The sequence below is a fragment of the Zetaproteobacteria bacterium genome (assembly GCA_003696765.1).
Taxonomy (GTDB): Bacteria; Pseudomonadota; Zetaproteobacteria; order Mariprofundales; family J009; genus RFFX01.
The window spans coordinates 1-21439 of the sequence record RFFX01000029.1 but is presented as its reverse complement, the minus strand read 5'-3'; the positions used below and the strand labels follow the sequence as shown (position 1 = coordinate 21439).

The following is a 21439-nucleotide window of genomic DNA, read 5'->3' as shown; positions in this document are numbered from 1 at the left end:
TTTGCCATGCACCTGCTGATCCGCGAGGTGCCGCCATCGCAGCGTCATCTCTTCTCCATCTCCGAGATGACCGCGCTCGCCTTCCTGCTGCTCGCCGCAACACTCTTCGCCTGCTACCGCCGCCGTTACGGGGGCGGGCAGGGCGATCTGCTCTACTCGCTGATCCGGCTGATGCACGCTCTGCGCTACCCGCAGAAGTTCCTCCTGATCTCGCTGGTGCTGCTGCTGCCGACGCTGTGGCTCGCCGGGCAGCAGATCGCGGCACTCGATGCCGCGGTGCGGGATGCCCGGCTGAAGATCGTCGGGCTGGACCACATCATCGGCAACAGCCTGCTGGCGCGGGCGGTGGCCGAACATCGCGGCATGACCCGTGCCCACCAGCACGACCCCACCCTCTTCGTGCGCGCGCTGGCCGACAAGCAGGTGGAGATCGATGCCCTCTTCCGCGCCAACCACCTGCTCGATCGGAGCCAGGCGCCGGCGATCAGCGTACCGGAGTACTGGCCGCAGGTGGAGCTGCTCTGGCGAAGGATCAAGCAGGCGCCCGACGACCCGCGGCAGTGGCGGTGGCACACCTCGCTGATCGCGCTGTTGCTCCAGCACAACCGCCAGGTGATACATGAGAGCCGGCTCGACTACGAGTCCGACCCCGGTCTGCGGAGTCGGCTCCTGCTGTTGGCCGAACATCTGCCGCAACTGCTGGAAACACTGGGCCAGTTGCGCGGCCAGGGAGCTGGGCTGCTGGCCGCCGCAGGGCGGGTCGACCCACAGGTGCGGCTGCGGATCGACGGCTTGCTCGGCCGGGTTCGGTCGCAACTGCTGCTCGTCGGCGATGCGCACGAGGCGATCGAAGGGGAGTCGTTCGCGGGCGAAGGGGAGGCGGAGGAGCACGAACCGCCGGCCACCGACCCCGCCGACCGCTTCGTCGAACGGGTGGAGCCGCTGATCGCGCTGACCGAACAGGAGGTGTTGCGCCGCCCCCATCCCCTGCTGTCGGCGCGCGACTACTTTGTGCGCATGACGGCGGTGATCCGCGCCGGTTTCGACTGGCAGCAGCAGGGGCTTGGGGTGCTGCGCGGCCGGCTGGTCGACGGGGTGGAGCAGCGCGTCGGCCAGCAGTACCGCATCAAGCTCTTCCTGCTGGTGGCGCTGATCGCCGCCCTGTTGTTCTTTGCCGCCTTCTATCGGTCGGTGATGCGGACCATCGCCGCGCTCGATGCGGCGGTGGAGCGGGTGCGGCGAGGCGACGGGCGGGAACATGGGCTCGAAGTGATCGAGTGTGCCGACGAGATGGGCGATATGGTGCGCGCCTTCGATGCCGTCCTGGGCGAGCTCGCCCGGGTGGCCGGCCAGATGGAGGCGGTGGTGCGCCACGCGGCGGTGGCGATCGTCACCATCGACGCCGAGGGGGCGATCCGTCTGTTCAATCCGGCGGCGGAGCGGATCTTCGGCTACGAAGCGAAGGAGGTGGTCGGACGCAACGTGATGATGCTGATGCCCGGCCCGCTGCGCGAGCGCCACCGCCGTGCGCTGCGCGACCGGCTGGCCGGGCGGCGGCGGGGGGCGCTGATCGGGACCTCCATGCCGGTGAGGATCGAGGGGCAGCGGCGCAACGGCGAGCGTTTTCCGCTGGAGCTGTCGGTCGGCGCGATGGAGATCGATGGTGCGCCGATGTTCGTCGGCATGATGCGCGACATCACCGAGGAGCAGCGGCTGCAGCAGCAGTTGCGCCACGCCCAGCGGGTGCAGTCGATCGGCACGCTGGTCGGCGGTGTGGCGCACAACTTCAACAACATGCTGGGCGGCATCGTGGGCAAGCTCTACCTGGCCAAGAGCCGCATGCAGCCGGATGCGCAGGTACGGCGCTACCTGGAGGAGGTGGAGGAGATCGTCGCCCATGCGGCGGCGATGATCAAGGATCTGCTCACCTACGCGCGCAAGGATTTCTTCCGCGAGATGCGCGACGTGGTGCTCAATCCGCTGGTGGATGCGGCGGCGCGCACCGCCGCCCTGGGCATCTCCGAGGATGTCACGCTCCATGTGGCCTGTTGTCCGGAGCCGCTCACCGTCCACGGCGACGCGGGCCAGATCCAGCAGGTGGTGGTCAACCTGATCAACAACGCGCGCGACGCGGTCGCCGGCTGCCGGCTGCGCGAGATCTCGGTCGACCTGCGCCGCTGCCGGCCGGACGACGCCTTCTTCGCCCGCCATCCCGAGCTGCAGCGGGGAAGCGACTACGCCCGCATCGAGGTGTGCGACACCGGCTGCGGCATGGACGAGGAGACCCGGGCGCAGATCTTCGAGCCCTTCTTCACCACCAAGGAGGTGGGGGCGGGCACCGGGCTGGGGCTCTCCACCGCCTACGGCACGGTCACCAACCACGGCGGCGCGATCGAGGTGGTCAGCGCCCCCGGCGAGGGGAGCTGCTTCCGCATCTTCCTGCCCCTCCTTTCCGCGGCGGCGGAGGAGGAAGGGGAGGATCCGCCGGGGGAGGTGCGGCGGGCGGCGGAGGGGGTTACGCTGCTTTTGGTCGACGACGACGATCAGGTGCGGCGTGCGCTGGGGGAGGTGCTGGAGGAGCTGGGTTATCGCGTACTGACCGCCGCCGACGGGCGTGCCGCACTGGAGCTCTTCCATCGCCGGCGGGAGGAGATCGCCTGCGTGGTCAGCGACGTGGTGATGCCGGAGATGGGCGGCATCGAGCTGCTGCGTGCCATCCGGGCGGCCGGCTCGACGGTGCCGGTGGTGCTGCTCACCGGCTACGACCGGGGGCGGGTGGAGCTGAGCGAGGAGGAGCGCACGGGGGTGGAGCTGCTGGGCAAACCGGTCTGGATTCCGCTCTTCTCGCAGCGGATCGACCAGGTGATCCACGGTCGGAAGGCGGGGGGCGATTGAGCCGGATGGCGCGGCCGGATACCATCTGCACCCGGCGATCCGACTTCCATTCGGCGGGGCGATGAGTACGGCGACGAGAGAACAGTGGGGCAGCGGCATCGGCTTCATCCTGGCGGCGATCGGCTCGGCCGTCGGGCTGGGCAACATCTGGCGCTTCTCCTACCTCACCTACGAGAACGGCGGCGGCGCCTTCCTGGTGCCCTATGTCATCGCGCTGCTTTTGGTCGGTATCCCGGTGTTGCTGCTCGAGATGGCGCTGGGCCACCACGCCCGCGTCTCCACGCCGCGCGCCTTCGCCACCATCGACCCGCGCTTCTCCTGGATCGGCTGGTGGGCGGTGGTCTTCGTCATGTTCGGCATCGAGGCCTACTACTGCGTGATCATCGCCTGGTGCGGCGACTACTTCGCCTTCTCGCCGCTGCTCGCCTGGGGGGCGGATGCCAACGACTACTTCTTCCACCAGTTCCTCCATCTCGGTGACAGCCACCGGGCGCTGGCGATGAGCGCCCCCAACCTGCCGATCTTCGTCAGCCTGGTCGTCGTCTGGGGGCTCAACTGGTGGATCGTCGGCCGCGGCATCAGCGGCGGCATCGAGTTGGCCAACAAGGTGATGATCCCGGCGCTGTTCGTCATCGTGCTGGTGCTGGTCGGCTGGTCGCTGATGCTTCCCGGAGGGACCTCCGGCATCCACTGGTACCTCACCCCCGACTGGGGCAAGCTGGCCGATCCCAAGGTGTGGGTCGCCGCCTTCACCCAGATCTTCTTCACCCTCTCGGTCGGCTTCGGCATCATGACCGCCTATGCCTCCTACCTGCCCGACCGGGCCAACCTGACCCGCTATGCCATCGTCACCGCGCTCTCCAACTCGGCGGTCTCCTTCATCGCAGGTTTCGCCGTCTTCGCCACGCTCGGCTTCATGGCCCACCAGTCGGGCAAGCCGTTCGAGGAGGTGGTGACCCAGAGCATCGGCCTGGCCTTCGTCGCCTATCCGCAGGCGATCTCCAGCATGCCGTTCCTGCCGCAGCTTTTCGGCATGCTCTTCTTCGGCGCGCTCTTCATGGCCGGGCTCTCCTCCAGCATCTCGCTGATCGAGGCCTTCACCACCGCGCTGACCGACAAGCTGGGGGTGGCGCGCCGGCGGGTGGTGACGCCGATCTGTGCGATCGGCTTCCTGCTCAGCTGTTTCTTCACCATGGATACCGGGCTGTTCTGGCTCGACATCGTCGACCACTTCGTCACCAACTATGCGCTGACCCTGGTGGTGGCGCTGGAGTGCATCGTGGTCGGCTGGTTCTTCGGCGGTCGGCGCTTCCACCACTATGTCCTCGATGTCTCCGGCTTCCGCTTCGCCCGCCACTACGAGGTGCTGATGCGGCTGTTGCTCACCCTCGGGCTGGCGCTGGCCTGGGTCGGCTTCTTCATGGTCGAGGGGGGCGGGATCGGCGCCTTCCTCGCCCGCATCTGCATCCTGGTCGCCATGCTCGCCGTCTGGCTGGCCCGCGACTGGTTCGACATGGCGGTGCGCTTCGTCATCCCGGTGATCGCGCTCGCCCTGCTCGACCGCGGCATGGTGACCGACATCAGCAAGCCCTACGGCGGCTATCCGTGGGAGGCGGTGATCCTGCTCGGCGGCGGCGTGCTGGCGGTCACCCTGCTGGTGGCGCTGGTGCTCGACCGCTACCGACCCCGGGAGGGGGCGGGGTGAGCGGTCGGCTGTTCATCGTCTCCGGGCCGTCGGGGGCGGGCAAGTCGAGCCTCTGCACCGCCTGGCTGGAGCGTGATCCCAACCTGGCGCTCTCCATCTCCTGCACCACGCGCAAGCCCCGGCCGGGGGATGTCGACGGCGAGCACTACCACTTCCTCTCCGAAGAGGAGTTCCGCCGCCAGGTGGAGGCCGGTGCCTTCCTCGAGTGGGCCGAGGTGCACGGCAACCTCTACGGCACCCGACGGGAGGATGTCGAACGGCTGCTCGCCCAAGGTCGGGACGTGCTGCTGGAGATCGACTGGCAGGGGGCGGAGCAGGTGGCGCAGCGGATGGAGCGCGTCTGCCGCATCTTCATCCTGCCGCCGTCGATGGAGGAGTTGCGCCGGCGGCTGATCCGGCGCGGTCACGACTCCGAGGAGGTGATGGCCCAGCGGCTGGCCGCCGCCGAGGAGGAGATGGCCCACGCCGACGAGGCGCACCACGTGTTGATCAACGACGACTTCTCCCGTTCGCTGGAGCGGCTGCTCGCCCTCTCCCGCGGGGATGGTGCGGCGGGGGGCGGGGATGGGTGATCCCGTCCGGCTGCTGATCGTCGACGACGAGGAGCGCAACCGCGATCTGCTGTGCGATCTGCTCGACCGCCCTGAATACGAGCATCTGATGGCCGAAAGCGGCGAGGATGCGCTGGCGTTGCTCGAGCGGCAGAGCGACGTGGCGATCGTGCTGCTCGATCTCAACCTGCCGGGGATCGACGGCTTCGAGACGCTGCGGCGTCTGCGCAGGATGGAGGGGTGCAGCGACATCCCGGTGCTGCTCTTCACCGGCGCGGGGCTGACCTCCTCGTTGGTGGCCGAGGGGCTTCGGGCGGGCGCGGTCGACTTCTTCGGCAAACCGTTCAACCCCGAGTGGGTCGAGGCCAAGGTGGCCTCCTTCGCCCGGCTCTACCTGTCGCGCAAGCGGCTGGAGCGGGAGCTGCGCCTCTCGGCCGGCGTCTTCGAGTACGCCCGCGACGGTCTGCTGATCACCGACACCGAGCGGCGGATCCTCACCGTCAACAAGGCGTTCGAGAAGATGACCGGCTACCCCCGCAGCGAGGTGGTCGGCCAGACGCTGCGGATGTTGCAGTCCAACGCCCACCCTCCCGACTTCTACGACCACATGTGGCGGCTGGTGGAGCGCGACGGTGTCTGGGAGGGGGAGGTCAACCACCGGCTGCGGTCGGGGACGGTGATGCCGCAGTGGCTCACCATCCGGGCGGTGACCAACGAGCAGGAGGAGGTGGTCAACTTCATCGTCTCGCTGACCGAGGTCGGCTCGCACATCACCGACCGGCAGCAGCTCTACTTCCTGGCCCACTACGATTCGCTCACCGGCCTGCCCAACCGCAAGCTCTTCGTCGAGATGCTGGAGCAGATGCTCAAGCACGCCGGCCGCCGCCGGCGCGAGGATGGTCCCAACCCGATGCTGGCGGTGATGTTCCTCGACCTCGACCATTTCAAGAACGTCAACGACACCCTGGGTCACGAGGTGGGCGACGAGCTGCTCAAGGAGATCGCCCGGCGGCTGAAGGGGTGTGTGCGCGGCACCGACATGGTCGGGCGCATCGGCGGCGACGAGTTCGTCGCGCTGATCAGCAACATCAACACCCCGGAGGATGTGGCCGGCATCGCCACCAAGATGCAGAAGGCGGTGGAGGAGCCGGTCTGCTACCGGCAGCACGAGATGCGGGTCAGTGTCAGCATCGGCATCTGCATCTTCCCCGACGACGGCGACGCTGTCGCCGAGCTGATGCGCCGCGCCGACGTGGCGATGTACCAGGTCAAGGCGAGCGGGCGCAACGGTTATCAGTTCTACACCGAGCGGATGCAGGCGCAGGCGATCCGCCACATGGAGCTGGAGAAGGGGTTGCGCCGCGCGCTGGAGAACGACGAGTTCACCATCTACTACCAGCCGTTCATCGACGCGCGCAGCGGCAAGCCGGTGGGGATGGAGTCGCTGCTGCGTTGGGACAGCCCGGAGTTCGGCCGGGTCTCGCCCGGGGAGTTCATCCCGGTGGCCGAGGATTGCGGGCTGATCATCGAGATCGGCGCCTGGGTGCTGCGCCACGCCTGCCTCCAGACCAGGGCGCTGCGCGAAGAGGGCTTCCCGCCGTTGACCGTGGCGGTCAACCTCTCCAGCCGCCAGTTCCACGACACCTCGCTGCTCGATCTGGTCGACGGGGTGCTGGCCGAGAGCGGGCTCGATCCGGCCAACCTGGAGCTGGAGCTGACCGAGGGGGTGATCATGCAGGAGAGCGAGGCGACCGCCTCCACCCTGCAGGGGATCTACGATCGCGGGATCCAGCTCTCGGTCGACGATTTCGGTACCGGCTATTCCTCGATGAGCTACCTGTTGCGCTTCAACGTCGACAAGCTCAAGGTGGACCAGTCCTTCGTGCGCGACCTGCCTGGGGGGGAGGAGTCGCGGGTGGTGGTGCAGGCGATGATCGGGCTGGCGCACAACCTCTCGCTGAAGGTGATCGCCGAGGGGGTGGAGGAGAAGGCGCAGGCCGACTGGCTGGCCGAGCACGGATGCGACGAGATCCAGGGCTACTACTTCGCCCGGCCGATGCCGCTGGAGGAGTTCCGCGAGTTCCTGCGGGAACACTACGGGGGATGACGGCCTCCCGGGGGGCTGCTGCCGTTGGTTCTGGTCGCATCGCAAGAGCTTCTTCCGTGGATGTAGTGCCGCGCAGCGGTGGAGGCCGGGTTGTTCGGGCTGACCGGGGATGACGGGGCCGCACGAAGGCACAGGCCGCGGCTACTTCGCCTGTCCGCATTGCCACAAGAAGTATGCGGCCACCGAGAAGGCGCGCGCCGCCGAGGGGAGGCGGATCCGGTGCAAGGGGTGTGGCCAGCCGTTCGTACTGGAGATCCGCACCCTTCCCGCCGCACCTGCCGGGGGGAGCCCGCCGCCGCAGCCGCCTGCGTCCCGGCCCGGCGCAGGGCAGGAGCGGCGGTGGGAGGGGGAGGGCCCTGCGGCCGCAGCCGCGCCCTCCGATCCTTCGGCGGCGGGCGGCGGGCGGCGGCCCCCCTTCGGCCCCCGGCTGCGCTTGATGCCGCTTGTGGTGTTGTTCGCAGGCTTCGGCGCGCTGGTCGGCTGGTGGCTGCAGCAGCAGGGGCTGGTCGACTGGCCGGTGTTGCTCGGGTTGCGTGCGCCCGTGCCGGCGAACGGCACGGGCGTGGATCGGGCTTCGGCGAACGGGGCTGCCGGCGCCGGCACGGATGGCTACGCCGCCGCGCAGAACGATGTGGCTCTGCCCGACGCCGCCGAGGTGGCCGAGCAGACCCGCGAAGTTGCGCCGCCCGACCCGGCCGGGCTCGACTTCGTCGTCACACCGGCCTGCCGTGAGGCCGCGGCTGCGCAGTGGGTCAACGACTACACCCTCACCCACACCCTGTTCAAGCAGCAGGAGTTCGTCCGGTTGATCGACGAGAGCATCACCCTGACCGATCAGGTGCGCAAGCAGTGCCGCAACGACCGGTTGTTGCGCGCGGTGATCGCCTCGGCCAAACAGGGGCGCAAGCCGGCCTGGCTTGCCGCTTCGATCGATGCGTTGCTCAATCCCGAATACGATCCCGACAAGGTGGTGGGCGATCTGGGCTATTGAGACCGGGCCGAACGCGCCCCTGCCCCTTTATTACAACGTTCCCTTCCGCAACGCCTCTTCGCAGTCGCAGCTCGCTTTCCCCTGGCTGGTGGTGGTGCGGCGCACGCCGATGATGCGCCCCTGCTCATCCTGTTCCGAGGTGATCCAGGTGTGCATCCAGCAGTGATCGCCGTTCTTGCAGCGGTTTTTGATGCAGCCGGACCACTCCCGGCCGGACTGGATCGTCTGCCACATCCCGGCGAAGAAGGAGGCGGGCATGTCGGGATGGCGCACGATGCTGTGGGGCTGGCCGATCAGCTCGGCCTCGCAATAGCCGGTGAGGAGACAGAAGGAGCGGCTGGCATAGGTGATGACCCCCCGTGGATCGGTCTTGGTCACCAGCAGGGTGTCGGTCGGGAAGGGTTGTTCGACGCCTGTGACCCGCCCGGCGCCGCCGGTCGTTGCGGCACTACCACCCCCTCTCTTCATAGCCGCAAACACCCCCGTCAACGACCATTTTTCGGCTGGTTTTAGCGCGATTTGGGCCGGTTTCCGGTGGGTGGCATGCGGGCGGAGGGGGTCGCTTCGTAGAAGCGCAGCGGAAAGGGGGAGTCGGCGCCGAGGGGGACGGTGGCGATCAGCCGTCGCTGCCATGCCTCGGCATCGAAGGGGGGGAACCAGGTGTCGCCGTGGAAGACGTGGTCGATCTCGGTCCAGCAGAGGCGGTCGGCCTCGGGCAGGAGCTGGCGGTAGAGGGTGGCGCCGCCGATCACCATCCATTCGGTCTCCGGCGCCGCGGCGAAGAGGTCACGCAGCGCCTCCAGGCAGGAGACCTGCTCGACGCCTTCGATCCGCCCCGTGCCGCGGCTGAGGACGATGTTGCGCCGCCCCGGCAGCGGGCCGCCGATCGAGTCGAAGGTGACCCGGCCCATGACCACCGGTTTGCCCATCGTCCGCCGGCGGAACCAGCGCATGTCGGCGGGGATGTGGGGCCAGGGAAGCCGGTGGCGGTCGCCGATCAGGCGGTTGCGGTCCATGGCCCAGATCAGGGTCACCACCCCCCCCTCCCGACGGGTGGTGTCGCAGGCGCTCTTCTCATCGCCGATCAGAGCGCAGCACGTCCGTCCATGGACCTCTTGCTCGAGCTTTCCGGCCAAACGTCATCGCCGCTCCAGCAGCGGATCGGCCACCCCCGCCTCGGCGAATCCTCGGGCACGGTAGCGGCAGGAGTCGCAACGGCCGCAGGGGCGCCCTTCTGGATCGGGGTCGTAGCAGGAGCGGGTCAGGCCGTAGTCCACCCCCAGCTCCAGCCCCATGCGGATGATCTCCCCCTTGCTGCAGCGGATCAGTGGGGCGGCGATCCGCAGCCTCCGGCCGGTGGTGCCCGCGCGGGTGGCCAAGTTGACGGCGGCGGCGAAGGCGTCGAGGAACTCCGGCCGGCAGTCGGGGTAGCCGGAGTAGTCGATCACGTTGGCACCGATGATCAGCCACTCCGCCTCCACCGTCTCGGCCAGTCCGGCGGCGATGGAGAGAAAGATCAGGTTGCGCGCCGGCACATAGGTGATCGGGATCCCCCTCTCTTCGCGCGCCTCCTTGGGGACGGGGATGTCGGCGGTGAGCGCCGAGCCGCCGATGGCGCGCAGATCGACGGCGACCACGCGGTGGGAGGCCGCGCCCAGCGCCTCGGCGACACGGGCCGCCTGGGTGAGCTCGACGCGGTGGCGCTGGCCGTAGTCGAAGGCGATGGTGTGGCAGCGCCACCCCTTGCGCCGGACGGCCCAGGCGAGGGCGGTGGCCGAGTCGAGCCCGCCGGAGAGGAGGCAGACGGCGCTCTGTCGGGGATCGGGCTCAGACACCGCGCGCCTCCGCCCCCCAGATCCACTTGTGCAGCTGCGGCTGCAGCCGCAGCGGCAGGCGGCTGGCGAGGATCCAGTCGCACAGCCGCGGCAGTTCGACGGCGCCGTGGACCGGGGAGAGGAGCAGCGGCAGGCCGCGCTCCTCCAGTCGGTGGCGGCGGATGAAGTCGATGCTCCAGTCGAAGTCGGCCTGGTCGGTGATCACGAACTTCACCTCGTCGCCGGCGCGCAGCAACGCGAGATTCTCCACCCGGTTGCGTTCCGCCTCGCCGCTGCCCGGCGTTTTGATATCGAGGATGCGACGCACCCCTTCGGGCACCCGGCCGATGTCGAAGGCGCCGCTGGTCTCCAGTTGCAGCACGGGGCTTACGGGCAGTAGCGCCGCGAGCAGCGTGGGGGTCGCCTGTTGGGCCAGCGGCTCCCCGCCGGTGACCAGGGTGAGCGGCAGGTCCAGATCGGCCACCCGGCGACGGATGGCGTCGATCGTCGCCGGCCGGCCGCTGCGGGCGGACAAGGCCTCCGGCGTGTCGCAGTAGCCGCAGCGCAGCGGACAGCCGGCCAGCCGCACCAGCGCGCAGGGGGTGCCGGCGAGCGTGCTCTCCCCCTGGATGGTGGCGACGATCTCGAACAGCCGGAGTCGGGCGATGGCGGCGTGCGTCTGCTCCCGCGCCTACTTCAGCTCGGCCAGCTGTTTGCGGGCGCGTTCGGCGGCGGGGCTGTTGGGTTGGGTCTGGATCAGCTGCAGGTAGGCGGCCTTGGCGTCGCCCACCCGCCCCTGCCGGCGGTAGATGGAGGCGATGCGCAGCAGGGCGGCGCCGTACTTGCCGCTGCGCGGGTAGTCGCGCACCAACTGTTTCATCGCCTTGAGCGCCTCCTTCTGGCGCTGCTGCGCCAGGAAGCTCTCACCCAGCCAGTAGAGTGCCTGATCGGTCAGGTTGCCGTGGGGGAACCGTTTGAGGTGGGCGAGGAACTGCTTGCTCGCCTCCTCGAAGCGGCCGCTCTTGAGCGAGAGGTAGGCGGCGCTGTAGCTGTTCTTCTCCGCCGCCGGATCGAACGGCTTGGCCGGCGGGGCGGTGGGTTTGGGCGTCGGGGGGGGGGCCTGGTCCGGCCCGGCCACCGCCGCCTGTTTCAGGGTGCGGTCGAGGTCACGTTCGAGGGCGGCGATCCGCCGCTTGAGCCCGCGGCGCGGCGCCGCATGTCCGGCGGCCCCCTTGGCCTGCTGCTTCGCCCGCCGCTTCTTACGCTCGGCCAGCAGCTTGCCCTGCTTCTCGCGCAGCGCCTGCAGCTCGGCCTCCATGGCGGTGAGCTGGGCCGCCTGCTTCTTGTCGCTCTGCTGGAGTCGGACGATCTGGCGGGTCAGCTCCTGGATCATCCGCCCCAGCGCGTCGCGCTCCTGCCCCCCCTTCTTGATCGCGGCCAGCACCATGTCCTTGTCGCGGATCCATGGATCGACCTTCTTCTCTGCGAAGAGGGAGCAGCCGGAGAAGAGGAGGAGCAACAGCAGGGCGGTGGCCCGCCGGAGCCGCCGAATGCCGGCGCCGGCAGGAGCCGGGGAAGGGGGCATCGTCGGCCGCTCCGGTCGGGAGTCGCGCTGTTGTGGCGTGCCGCCCCCGCTCAGTGCACGACGATGTCGGCGCGGCGGTTCTGCGCCCAGCAGGCCTCGCCGCTGCCGGTGCAGACCGGCCGCTCCTCACCGAAGGAGACGGTGTCGATGCGGCTGCCGTCCACCCCCTGGGCGATCAGATGGGCACGGACCGCATCGGCACGCTGCTGGCCCAGCGCCAGGTTGTACTCGCGGCTGCCGCGCTCGTCGCAGTTGCCCTCGATGGTGACCGACACCCCGGGATGGGCCCGCAGCCAGGCGGCGTGGCGGTCGAGGACGGCCAGCCCGGCGGCGTCGATGGCCGCGCTGTCGAAGGCGAAGTAGATCGAGTTGGTGGTGGGACGGGCGACCTCGCTCGCGCCGGATCCGTTCATCTCCTGGACGCCGCTGGTCGAGGGCTCCTGGGCGGCGGCACTCTGCTGGTGCCGGGCGGCGCCTTCGTGGTCGGCGCCCACCACCTCCTTCTTGGCGCAGCCGGCGAAGGTGAGCGCCGCAGCGACGATGACGATGCAGGACAGCGATCTGGAACGACTCATGGAACAATCTCCTCCCGTGGGAACATCTGGTGCGCATCGAAGGCGGAAGCTCACCGCCGACGATCCGCCGCGTATTGTGCCGCTGACGGTCGGGCTGTCCAGCACCACTTGGCCGGCGGGGAGTTCAGCGCGACCAGACGGCGTCGGAGGCGTCTTCGTTGGCCGGGGTGATGGGGATCGACCGTCCGCCCCACGCCGGAATGCGGTAGACCCGGCGGATGCCGTCGTCCTCGGCGGAGTAGGTGAGCATCTGGCCGTTCTTCGACCAGGCGGGCGACTCGATCCGCCTGCCGGTGACCAGATAGCGGATGTCGTTGCCGTCCGGCTTGACGGTGGCCAGGGCGAAGGAGTGGTTCTTGTAGCTGATCAGGGCGATGCGGTCGCCGCGCGGAGACCAGGCCGGCGAGGAGTTGTAGTCGCCGACGGTGGTCACACGCACCACCTTGCCGCTCTTCAGCTCCATACGGTAGATCTGGGGATTGCCGCCGGCACGGTTGCTGGCGAAGGCGATCCAGCGGCCGTCGGGCGACCAGGTGGGGGTGGTGTCGATCGCCGGCGAGCGGGTGAGGCGGCGCCACACCTTGCGTTTGCGGTGGTAGATGTAGATGTCGGGGCTGCCCCCCTTCGACAGGGTGGCGGCGATCCGCTCCCCGTCGGGTGAGAACTCCGGCGTGCTGTTGAGCCCCTTGAAGGCGCCGAAGGTTGAGCGTTTGCCGTCGCGCAGGCGGAAGAACTCCAGTCGGGGGCGGTTGCCGACGTAGGTGTTGATCGCCACCAGCCGGTTGTCCGGCGACCAGTCGGGGGAGAGCAGCAGGGTGAAGTTGCGGCCGATGGTCTGCTTGTTGGCCCCGTCCTGGTCCATCCAGATCAGGTCGGCGCGGCCGCCGTGCCGCCGCACGTAGAGCAGGTGGCTGTCGAAATGGCCGGGGATGCCGATCACCGTGCGGTAGACGGCGTTGGCGATGCGGTGGGCCAGTCGTCGCGGACGGGCGGGCTCGTCGGCGAGCTGCAGGTCGGCGAGCTGCTTGTTGCGGAAGGGGTCGTGGATGCGCAGCCGCCAGCGCCCCTGCCCGTAGCGGCAGAGGGCGACGATGTCGGCGCCGATGATGCGCCAGTCGGCGTAGTCGATCCGCTCCATGGCCGATTCGGCGCTGGCGAGGAAGCTGATCGGCTCCAGCGCGCGGAACGACTGGCTGCCGGTCAGATCACGGCGCACGACCCGGTCGATCAGCGCGGCGGAGGCCGCGCCGCCGCCGTGGGGGCCGGCGACCGCCTGCCAGGCGATCTGGATCGGCGTGAAGCCCGACTGGTAGATGTCGAAATCGGCGGCCGCCCCGCTGAGGGGGGCGGCGAGCAGCAGCCATCCGATCAGCGCCGCGGCACAGCGTGCAGGAGGCGGCTGCCGCCGCGGGCGGAGACCTTGTCGGGGTTCGGCTTTTCGTCTGCGGTGCATGATTTCCAGCGCAACACCTCCCTCCGTGGAGTGTCTACGCGACGGCGATCGACGGGCGTGGTCGTCGATCGCCTTGCAAAACCTTCGGTTTGTCGCAGGCCTCCATGGCCGCGGATGGTGGCCTCCTCGTGCTAGCTGCGGCCCAGCCGGGGGAGGTGGGCCAACCAGTGCTGCACCCGTCGGCCGATGCCCTTCGCCCGGTCGGCGCGTCGCTCCTCGGGGCGACGCGGCCCGCCGGGGTGGTAGCGGTTGACCCGGATCACCCCCTTGATGGCCCGCAGGGCGCGGATGACGTTGGCCAGATGGGTGCGGTCGCGCACGTCGATCAGCAGCCGGACCAGCGAGACGCCGCCGGGACGCTGCTCGATCCGGATGTCGCTGATGTTGGCATCCTCCTCGAAGATGGCGTGGGTCAGCGAGGCGAGCATGCCGCGCTGTTCCCGGTCGTGCACCTCGATGCCGGTGGTGTGGAGGCGGTCGTCCTGCCCGTCCCACTGGATCTCGAAGGCGTGTTGCAGTTGCTCCTCGCTCAACGCGGCGCAGTTGCCGTCGTGCAGCATGAGGTGCCCCCCCTCCAGCAGGCCGAGCACCCGGTCGCCCGGGATCGGCAGGCAGCAGTCGGCCGGATGGGTGGTGATGCGGTTGCGTCCGGTCAGCCGCAGAGGCGTTCCGCCGCCGACCCGGGCGGCGGCGATGAATCGGTCTAGGGTGATCTCCCCGCGTCCCAGCCGCGCCTTCAGGGTGTCGGCGTTATCGCAGCCGAGTTGCGCGAGCAGGGCGTCGTCGGGGGTGTCGTCCCCGGTGAAGGCCTTCATGATCTTGCCTCCCAGGGCGATCGCCTCGGCCTGTTCCCGCCGTCGGAACCACTGGCGGATGGCCTGCGCGGCGCGCGGTGTGCGGACGATCTGCAGCCACGAACGTTGCGGGATCTGGTCGGGGTCGGTCAGCACCTCCACCTGATCGCCGTTGCGCAACTGGCGGCGGATGTCGGAGCGCTCGCCGTTGATCTTGATCCCGCAGCAGTGGTGGCCCAGTTCGGTGTGGATGGCGTAGGCGAAGTCCAGCGCGGTGGCCCCGCGCGGCAGGGAGAAGATCTCGCCGTCGCGGCTGAAGACGTAGACCTCCTGGACGAAGAGGTCGAGACGGGCGTTCTCCAGGAACTCGTCGGGGTTGTCGCTGTTCTGGAGCAGTTCGGTCAGCTCCTTGAGCCACTGGAAGTGGCGGTGTTCCCGCTCGCTCCCCCCCTTGTAGATCCAGTGGGCGGCGACGCCGTTTTCGGCGTAGCGGTGCATCTCGCGGGTGCGGATCTGCACTTCGATACGGTGCTGTTCCGGGCCGATGATCGAGGTGTGGAGCGACTGGTAGCCGTTGGGCTTGGGCAGGGCGATGTAATCCTTGATCCGACCGGGGATCGGGCGGTAGAGGCTGTGGATCACCCCCAGTGTCTGATAGCACTGCTGCAGGTCGCGCACGATGATGCGGAAGGCGACCAGGTCGTAGATCTCGTTGAAGTCCACATGCTTGTGCTGCATCTTCATATGCAGGCTGTAGAGGTGCTTCAGCCGCCCCTTGACCTCGGTCTCGATCCCCTGGTCGGCCAGCGCCTCCTGCAGGAGCCGCTCCAGCCGCTGTTTGGTCGCCAGCAGCGAGTCGCGCTGGCGGCCGACCAGCGCGTCCAGCCGGCGGTAGGCCTCCGGCTCCAGGTAGGAGAAGGCGAGATCCTCCAGGCTCTGTTTGATCCAGTGGATCCCCATCCGGTGGGCGAGCGGGGCGTAGAGGGTGATGGTCTCCTCGGAGATCGCCCGCTGTTTGTGCGGCGGCATGAACTGCAGTGTGCGCATGTTGTGCAGGCGGTCGGCCAGCTTGACCAGCAGTACCCGCAGATCCTTTGCGGTGGCCAGGATCATCTTGCGGAAGTTCTCCACCTGCTTCTCCTCGCTGGAGGTGAAGCGGATGCGGCCGATCTTGGTTACGCCGTCGACCAGGTCGGCGATCGTTGCGCCGAAGTGGTCGGCGATCTCCTGGCGGGTGACGTCGGTATCCTCGACGGTGTCGTGCAGCAGGGCGGTGATGATGGTGGCGTCGTCCAGCCGCATCCTGCTCAGGATGGAGGCGACCTCCAGCGGATGGGTGATGTAGGGCTCGCCGGAGATGCGCCGCTGGCCGGCGTGGGCGTGGGCGGCGAAGACGTAGGCGCGGTGGATGGCGTCGATGTCGGCGTTGGGGCTGTAGCTGCGTACCCGCTCGGCGATCTCGAAGATCCGGCTCATGGCGATGGCGTCCGTCCCGGCCGGCCGGATGGCGGGGGCGATGGAGGGGGCGTCAGACGGGGAACGGCGTCTCTTCGCTCCGCCGCTCTTGATCGAGCACGTCGAGCTTCTCCCGGTCGATCAGCCCCGCGCCCAGCTCACGCAGCGCCAGGACGGTCGGCTTGTCGTCGTAGCCCTCTCCCAGCAGGGAGGGCATGCCGGAGAGGAGCTGGCGCGCGCGGCGTGACGCCAACACCGTCATCTCGAATCGGTTGGGGATGTGGGCGATGCAATCCTCGATGGTGACACGGGCCATGGCGATCACGCTCCTGGTTCGATGGTCGGACGGCGCCGTGCCAGCCGCGCCGCCGCCGGACGGGAGGTCGAGGGCTCGACTCCCGAGCCGCCAATGGTAGTTGCGCACCCCACCGGGCGCAACGGCCGGGGCGACGTCAGCGCAGCGTGGCGATCGCCTGCCTCAGCCGTGCCACCGCCGCCTCCAGCAGGGGTGCATCGACGGCGTAGGAGCAGCGCAGGAAGCCCGGGGCGCCGAAGGCGCTTCCCGGGACCAGCGCCACACCGGCCTCCTCCAGCAGCCAGCGGCAGAGCGCCACGTCGTCGTCGATGCGCTCCCCCTGCGGGGTCCGTCGGCCGATCCAGCCGGCGACCGAGGGGAAGACGTAGAAGGCGCCGTCGGGCAGCGGGCAGTCGCAGCCGTCGATGTCGTTCCATGCATCGACCAGCCAGCGCCGCCGTTCGGCGTAGGCGGCGACCATCTCGGCCAGCTCCTCCTGCGGGCCGGTCAGTGCCGCCAGCGCCGCTTTTTGAGCGATGGCGTTGGGGTTGGAGGTGCTCTGTCCCTGAATCCTGGCCATCGCCGCGATCAGATGGCGCGGCCCGGCGCAGAAGCCGATGCGCCATCCGGTCATGCACCATGCCTTGGAGACGCCGTTGCAGGTGACGGTACGCTCCTTCAGGTCGGGGTTGACCTGGGCGAAGGTGAAGAAGCGCCGGCCGTCGAAGAGCAGCTTCTCGTAGATGTCGTCGCTGACCACCACGAGCCCCGGATGGTCGCGCACCACCGCGCCGAGGGCGGCCAGCTCGTCGCGGCTGTAGGCCATGCCGGTGGGGTTGGAGGGGGCGTTGAGCACCAGCAGCCGGCAGCCCTCGTCGAGGGCGGCGCGCAGCCGCTGTGGCGTCAGCTTGAAGCCCTCTTCCGGGCGGGTGGCGACGAACACCGGCCGGCCGCCGGCAAGCCGTACCATGTCGGGGTAGGAGACCCAGTAGGGGGCGGGGATGACCACCCCGTCCCCCGGGTCGATCAACGCCTGCATCAGGTTGTAGAGGCACTGCTTGGCGCCGGCGGAGACGAGGATCTCATCCGTTGCGTAGTCGAGGCCGTTGTCTCGGCGGAACTTGTCGGCCACCGCCGCCCGCAGCTCCGGGATGCCGGCCACCGCGGTGTAGCGGGTGAAGCCCTCTTCGATCGCCGCGATGGCGGCGCGGCGGGCGCGCTCCGGTGTCGGAAAGTCGGGCTCACCGACCGAGAGGGCGATGATGTCGCGCCCTGCGGCGCGCAGTTCGGCCGCCTTGGCGGTGATGGCCAGGGTGGCCGAGGGTCGGACATCGGCGATGCGCCGGGCGAGTGGAATCATGGTGGCTTGGGTGGCAAGCGCTCCCTCCATGGAGCGGTTGCGCGACGGGATGCGGGAAGGAGGGCCCTGGGGGGCGTACGGATTCGGTCAGCGGACGAGGAGTGCTCCGGCCTCCTTCAGCCGTTGCCGCTGGCGGATGAACTCCTGGCCCATCTCAAGCACGAACTCCACCCTGCGGTTTTTGGCCCGCCCCTCCGGGGTGGCGTTGCTGGCGCGCGGGCGGGTGTCGCCGTAAGCCGAGGCGTGCAGCCGTTCGGCGGGGATCCCCAGCTCGATCAGCCGCTCGACCACCGATACGGCCCGTGCGGCCGACAGCGCCCAGTTGGAGCGGAATCGTCCGGTGTGGATCGGGATGTTGTCGCTGTGGCCTTCTACGTCGATCTTGCCCTCGCTCTCCCGCAACACCTTGCTCAGCTTCTCCAGCGCCGCCATCCCTTCCGGCTTGAGCCGGTCCGAGCCCGGCGGGAAGAGCAGTTGCGCCTCCATCTGCAGTCGGACCTGACCGGGATCGACATGGACGTCGACCAGCCCGCCGAGCGAGTTGGAGCCGATGATCTTCTGCATCGATTCGCTCATGCCCGATTTCTGCCCCTGACGCTTGATGGAGGCGTCCAGCGCCACCGGTTTGCCCGGGCTGTTGTGCGACTCGATCTCGCGCTGCCGCCCCTGCAGGTTGACGCCGGCCTTGGCGTGGCTGAGCGCCCCCATGATGACGAAGAAGGCGAGCAGCAGGCTCATCAAATCGAGGTAGGCGACCATCCAACTGTCCTGCTCCAGTTGTCTGGTCGCCTGCCGATCGGCGCCGCCACTCCCTCCGCCCTGCTGCTCCATACGGGCGCGCATGGCGTGGTGCTGCAGCCGCTTCAGTGCCCGTTGCTGCTCCCGGGAGAGGCTCATGGGGCTACGACTCGCCGCCGTCCTTGCTCAGGTTGGCCGGCATGCGGCTGAGCACATCCTCCTCGCTGCGCACGCCGCGCAGCTCGTCCTCATGCTGGGTGACGAACGATTTCAGCGTCTCGCGGATGAAGGCCGGGCTGCGGTTCTCGGCCAGCAGGATGGTTCCCTCCATGATCATGTGCATCACCATCACCCGCGCCTCGGTGCGGCGCTCCAGCTTGATGGCGATCGGCTTGAAGATCAGGTTGGAGAGGATCAGCCCGTAGAGGGTGGTCATCAGCGCCACCGCCATGTTGTGGCCGGTGCTCATCAGATCGGGGCCGTTGACGTCGTAGAGCATGTTGACCATCCCCACCAGCGTGCCGAACATGCCGAAGGCCGGCGCGTAGGCGGCCATGGTGTGGAAGATGTGGGCCTGGGCCTGTTCGCGCTCCTGCAGCCGCCGCACCCGCCAGTTGAGGATGCTCATGATCTCCTCCTGCGGTGTGTCGTCGGCGACCAGCTGGATGGCGGTGCGCAGGAAGGGGTTCTCGATCCGGTCGAGCTGATCCTCGATGCGGGCGAAGTCGCCGCGCATGCGCAGCCGGGCGGCGTTGGCCAGCTCGGTGACGTCCTGGCGGATCGAGTACTCCTCGTGGCGGAAGACGTAGCCCACCATGCGGAAGACCTGCTGCAGCTCGGCCATCGGAAAGCTGATCAAGGTCGCCGCCAGCGTGCCGCCGACCACCACCAGCAGCCCCGGGCCGTTGACGTAAACCCCAGGCTGGACCGAGGAGAGGATGATCGACAGCACGATCAGTGCGATGCCGACGATGATGCCGATGACGGTGGAGATGTTCATGACGGAATCGCAAAAAGTCCGTCCGTGGACTTTTTGGCTTCACGGGAATCGAAGGTCGTGATCTTCAATCCCCTTGCTAATCAATCACTTGCTTGCGCAAGCTCTTGATTTGAGCGGCCGTCCGTGGCCGCGGATGACGGCTTCGCACGAAACCATCCTCCATGAACCGGGTCGGTTCGGACGGCGGCCGAAGGGGAGCCCCCACCAGGGGCGTCGCCTGCATGGGCAAGCTCCCGTACCGGTACGGCAGGCCCATGCCGCGGCGCCGGTGTTCTGTAGGGTGGCCATGGGCTTCTACTCCTTCGGTTCGTACAGGTTCATCAGATGCGACGGCATCGGCACGCGGTCGAGCGCCGCCTCGACCGCCTCCTCGATCCGCCGGCGAAGTTCGCCCCCCCGGGCCACCACCCGCACGCACTCCAGCGGCTCCTCCTGCCCCTTGAGGCGCAGCCGTCCCAGCGGATTGAGCTCGAAGGGGTGGCGCACACCGAGGAAGCTCTTGCGCAGGGCGACCAGCTGATTCTCCTTGCCGACGGAGGCCAGACGGGTGGCGATGGCGATGGTATCGCCGATCAGGGTGAACTCCAACTGCCGGCCGGCGCCGATGTTGCCGACGATCACCTCGCCGCGGTGGAGGCCGACACGGAAGGCGACCGGCCGCCCGTCGGGCCGGCGAAGGTTCCGGCGTTGGCAGCATTCCGCCATGGCGATGCCGGCGAGCACCGCCAGTTCGAGGTGCTCCTTCTGCTCGAACGGGTGGTTGAAGACGGCCAGCACCGCATCGCCGATATACCGGTCGACATGGCCGTCGAAGGCGGTGATCACCTCGTGGAAGAGCGAGAAGAAGTGGTTGACCACCTCCACCACCTGGTCCGGTCGTGCGATGCGGGCGAAGGGGGCGAACCCGACCATGTCGGCGACGAGGATGGTCACCTCGCGCCGCTGGCTTGCCGGACCGCGTCCCTCCTCGTCGAAGTGGCTGGCCACCAGCTCGGGGCGGCGGTACTTGCCGAAGCTGTCGCGGATCCGCTCCTTCTGCTCCAGTTCGTGGATCATGCGGTTGAAGCGGGCGGTGAGATCGCCGATCTCGTCGTTCTGTTCCACCGGCAGCGGCGGGCCCGGATCCCCCCTCGCCACGCGGTCGGCCGCCCGGATCAGCGCCTCCAGTGATCGACCCGTACGGCGGGCGAGCAGCCGCGTGCCGATCCAGGAGAACAGCAGGATGGCGGCGGCGATCAGCAGCATCCGGTTGCGCAGCGCATGGAGCCGCTGGCGCCACGCCATCCCGGAGAAGCGGACGGCCAGCGTGCCGAGCGGGATGTCGGCGTAGCGCACGGCGGTGGCGAACCAGAGGCCGGCCGTCTCGACCCGGAAGATCTTCGGCCGGGTCAGTCGAAGCCTGGTTACCTTCGGCGGGAAGATGCCCTTGCCGTAACGCTCCGTCTCGCCCTGCTTCCAGCGCAGGAAGATCTGCTCGATCTCCGGATTCTGCTCCACGATGTGCGAGAGGATGCGGTTGGTGGCACGGCTGTCGTGGCTGGTCATCGGCAGCTTGATGGTATCACGGATCATGCGCACCATCCCGATGGCCTGGTTGCGCTCGTGCTCCGTCCACGCCCGCTGTTCCATCTCGACGGCGAAGCCGGTCAGGGCGACCACGGTGAGCAGCACCGCGCAGGTGACGAAGAGGCCCCAGCGCCAGCGCAACGGGATGCGGGCGCGCCAATGCGCGCTCTGCTTGCGGTCGTTCTCGTCCCAGCTGATCTGCACGGGTCGGGATGGTAGCGCCCCGTTGGCCGTCCGTCAGGTGAGGGATGGTTCCGGCAGGGCCCCTCCATGGTAGGCGACGGCGGCGCTAGAGGCCGCCTTCACGGCGCCGGCCCGCCCCGGCGATCGGGAGGCGAGGCGGCAGGTGCGTCGGCCGTTCCCTGGGACAACCGGCGGCCGCCCTTCGACCACCGTTCCGGCGGGGAGGTTGCGCTGCGCTATGCGGCTGTCAGCTTCAGGAACAGCTCCGGCAGCTTCTCGGGCAGGCGCTCGACACGGTCGATGACCGTGTACTGGCGCCCGAAGATATCGGCGACATATTCGTCGGCGCCGGCATCGAGGTTCACGCAGAAG

Annotated in this window: 18 protein-coding genes; 5 read left to right on the top strand and 13 right to left on the bottom strand. The window is 68.8% G+C overall.

The window, feature by feature from the left end; translation table 11 throughout:
* Positions 1-6: 6 nt before the first annotated feature.
* The 5 genes from D6682_02895 (at position 7) to D6682_02875 (ending at position 8249) form a co-directional block, all read left to right on the top strand.
* The gene (locus D6682_02895) at positions 7-2895 is read left to right on the top strand and encodes a PAS domain S-box protein (protein ID RMH52026.1); all 2889 of its coding nucleotides are present in this window, start codon (positions 7-9) and stop codon (positions 2893-2895) included.
* Positions 2896-2956: 61 nt separating this feature from the next.
* Positions 2957-4600, top strand: a complete 1644-nt coding sequence (locus D6682_02890) for a sodium-dependent transporter (GenBank protein ID RMH52025.1) — start codon at positions 2957-2959, stop codon at positions 4598-4600.
* Entirely contained in the window at positions 4597-5172 is a 576-nt protein-coding gene (locus D6682_02885) for a guanylate kinase (protein ID RMH52024.1), read from the top strand. Before D6682_02890 ends, D6682_02885 begins: the two co-directional genes overlap by 4 nt.
* Positions 5144-7258: an EAL domain-containing protein gene (locus tag D6682_02880; GenBank protein RMH52023.1), complete on the top strand. Its 2115-nt coding sequence runs from the start codon at positions 5144-5146 to the stop codon at positions 7256-7258. Before D6682_02885 ends, D6682_02880 begins: the two co-directional genes overlap by 29 nt.
* 109 nt (positions 7259-7367) lie before the next feature.
* Positions 7368-8249, top strand: coding sequence for a hypothetical protein (locus tag D6682_02875; protein RMH52022.1), 882 nt, complete (start codon positions 7368-7370; stop codon positions 8247-8249).
* A 30-nt stretch (positions 8250-8279) separates the two neighbouring features.
* On the opposite strand, the gene D6682_02870 is transcribed toward D6682_02875, so the two are convergent.
* The 13 genes from D6682_02870 to D6682_02810 all read right to left on the bottom strand — a co-directional run bounded on the left by D6682_02870 (position 8280) and on the right by D6682_02810 (position 21088).
* Positions 8280-8717, bottom strand: a complete 438-nt coding sequence (locus D6682_02870; GenBank protein RMH52021.1) for a PAS domain-containing protein — start codon at positions 8715-8717, stop codon at positions 8280-8282.
* Between the two features lie 41 nt (positions 8718-8758).
* A complete protein-coding gene (locus D6682_02865) occupies positions 8759-9385 on the bottom strand; it encodes a dihydrofolate reductase (protein ID RMH52020.1) in 627 nt (208 codons plus the stop codon).
* 3 nt (positions 9386-9388) lie between these two features.
* Positions 9389-10084 carry a 7-cyano-7-deazaguanine synthase QueC gene (gene queC / locus D6682_02860; GenBank protein ID RMH52019.1) on the bottom strand — a complete coding sequence of 232 codons (696 nt, stop codon included), beginning with the start codon at positions 10082-10084 and terminating at the stop codon, positions 9389-9391.
* Positions 10077-10706 (bottom strand): 4Fe-4S cluster-binding domain-containing protein, encoded by a 630-nt coding sequence (locus D6682_02855; protein RMH52018.1) that lies wholly within the window; start codon positions 10704-10706, stop codon positions 10077-10079. The genes queC and D6682_02855 overlap by 8 nt, the downstream gene beginning before the upstream one ends.
* 48 nt (positions 10707-10754) lie before the next feature.
* Entirely contained in the window at positions 10755-11648 is an 894-nt protein-coding gene (gene bamD, locus D6682_02850) for an outer membrane protein assembly factor BamD (protein ID RMH52017.1), read from the bottom strand.
* A 50-nt stretch (positions 11649-11698) separates the two neighbouring features.
* Positions 11699-12223, bottom strand: a complete 525-nt coding sequence (gene pal / locus D6682_02845) for a peptidoglycan-associated lipoprotein Pal (GenBank protein RMH52016.1) — start codon at positions 12221-12223, stop codon at positions 11699-11701.
* Between the two features lie 124 nt (positions 12224-12347).
* The gene (locus tag D6682_02840) at positions 12348-13676 is read right to left on the bottom strand and encodes a Tol-Pal system beta propeller repeat protein TolB (protein RMH52015.1); all 1329 of its coding nucleotides are present in this window, start codon (positions 13674-13676) and stop codon (positions 12348-12350) included.
* 131 nt (positions 13677-13807) lie between these two features.
* Positions 13808-15946, bottom strand: a complete 2139-nt coding sequence (locus tag D6682_02835) for a bifunctional (p)ppGpp synthetase/guanosine-3',5'-bis(diphosphate) 3'-pyrophosphohydrolase (protein ID RMH52014.1) — start codon at positions 15944-15946, stop codon at positions 13808-13810.
* Between the two features lie 52 nt (positions 15947-15998).
* Entirely contained in the window at positions 15999-16241 is a 243-nt protein-coding gene (locus D6682_02830; protein ID RMH52027.1) for a DNA-directed RNA polymerase subunit omega, read from the bottom strand.
* Positions 16242-16377: 136 nt separating this feature from the next.
* Positions 16378-17580, bottom strand: coding sequence for a pyridoxal phosphate-dependent aminotransferase (locus D6682_02825; protein ID RMH52013.1), 1203 nt, complete (start codon positions 17578-17580; stop codon positions 16378-16380).
* A gap of 87 nt (positions 17581-17667) precedes the next feature.
* Positions 17668-18477 carry a flagellar motor protein gene (locus tag D6682_02820; GenBank protein RMH52012.1) on the bottom strand — a complete coding sequence of 270 codons (810 nt, stop codon included), beginning with the start codon at positions 18475-18477 and terminating at the stop codon, positions 17668-17670.
* 4 nt (positions 18478-18481) lie between these two features.
* Positions 18482-19318, bottom strand: coding sequence for a chemotaxis protein MotA (locus D6682_02815; GenBank protein ID RMH52011.1), 837 nt, complete (start codon positions 19316-19318; stop codon positions 18482-18484).
* Between the two features lie 294 nt (positions 19319-19612).
* Positions 19613-21088, bottom strand: coding sequence for an adenylate/guanylate cyclase domain-containing protein (locus D6682_02810; protein RMH52010.1), 1476 nt, complete (start codon positions 21086-21088; stop codon positions 19613-19615).
* Between the last annotated feature and the right edge of the window lie 351 nt (positions 21089-21439).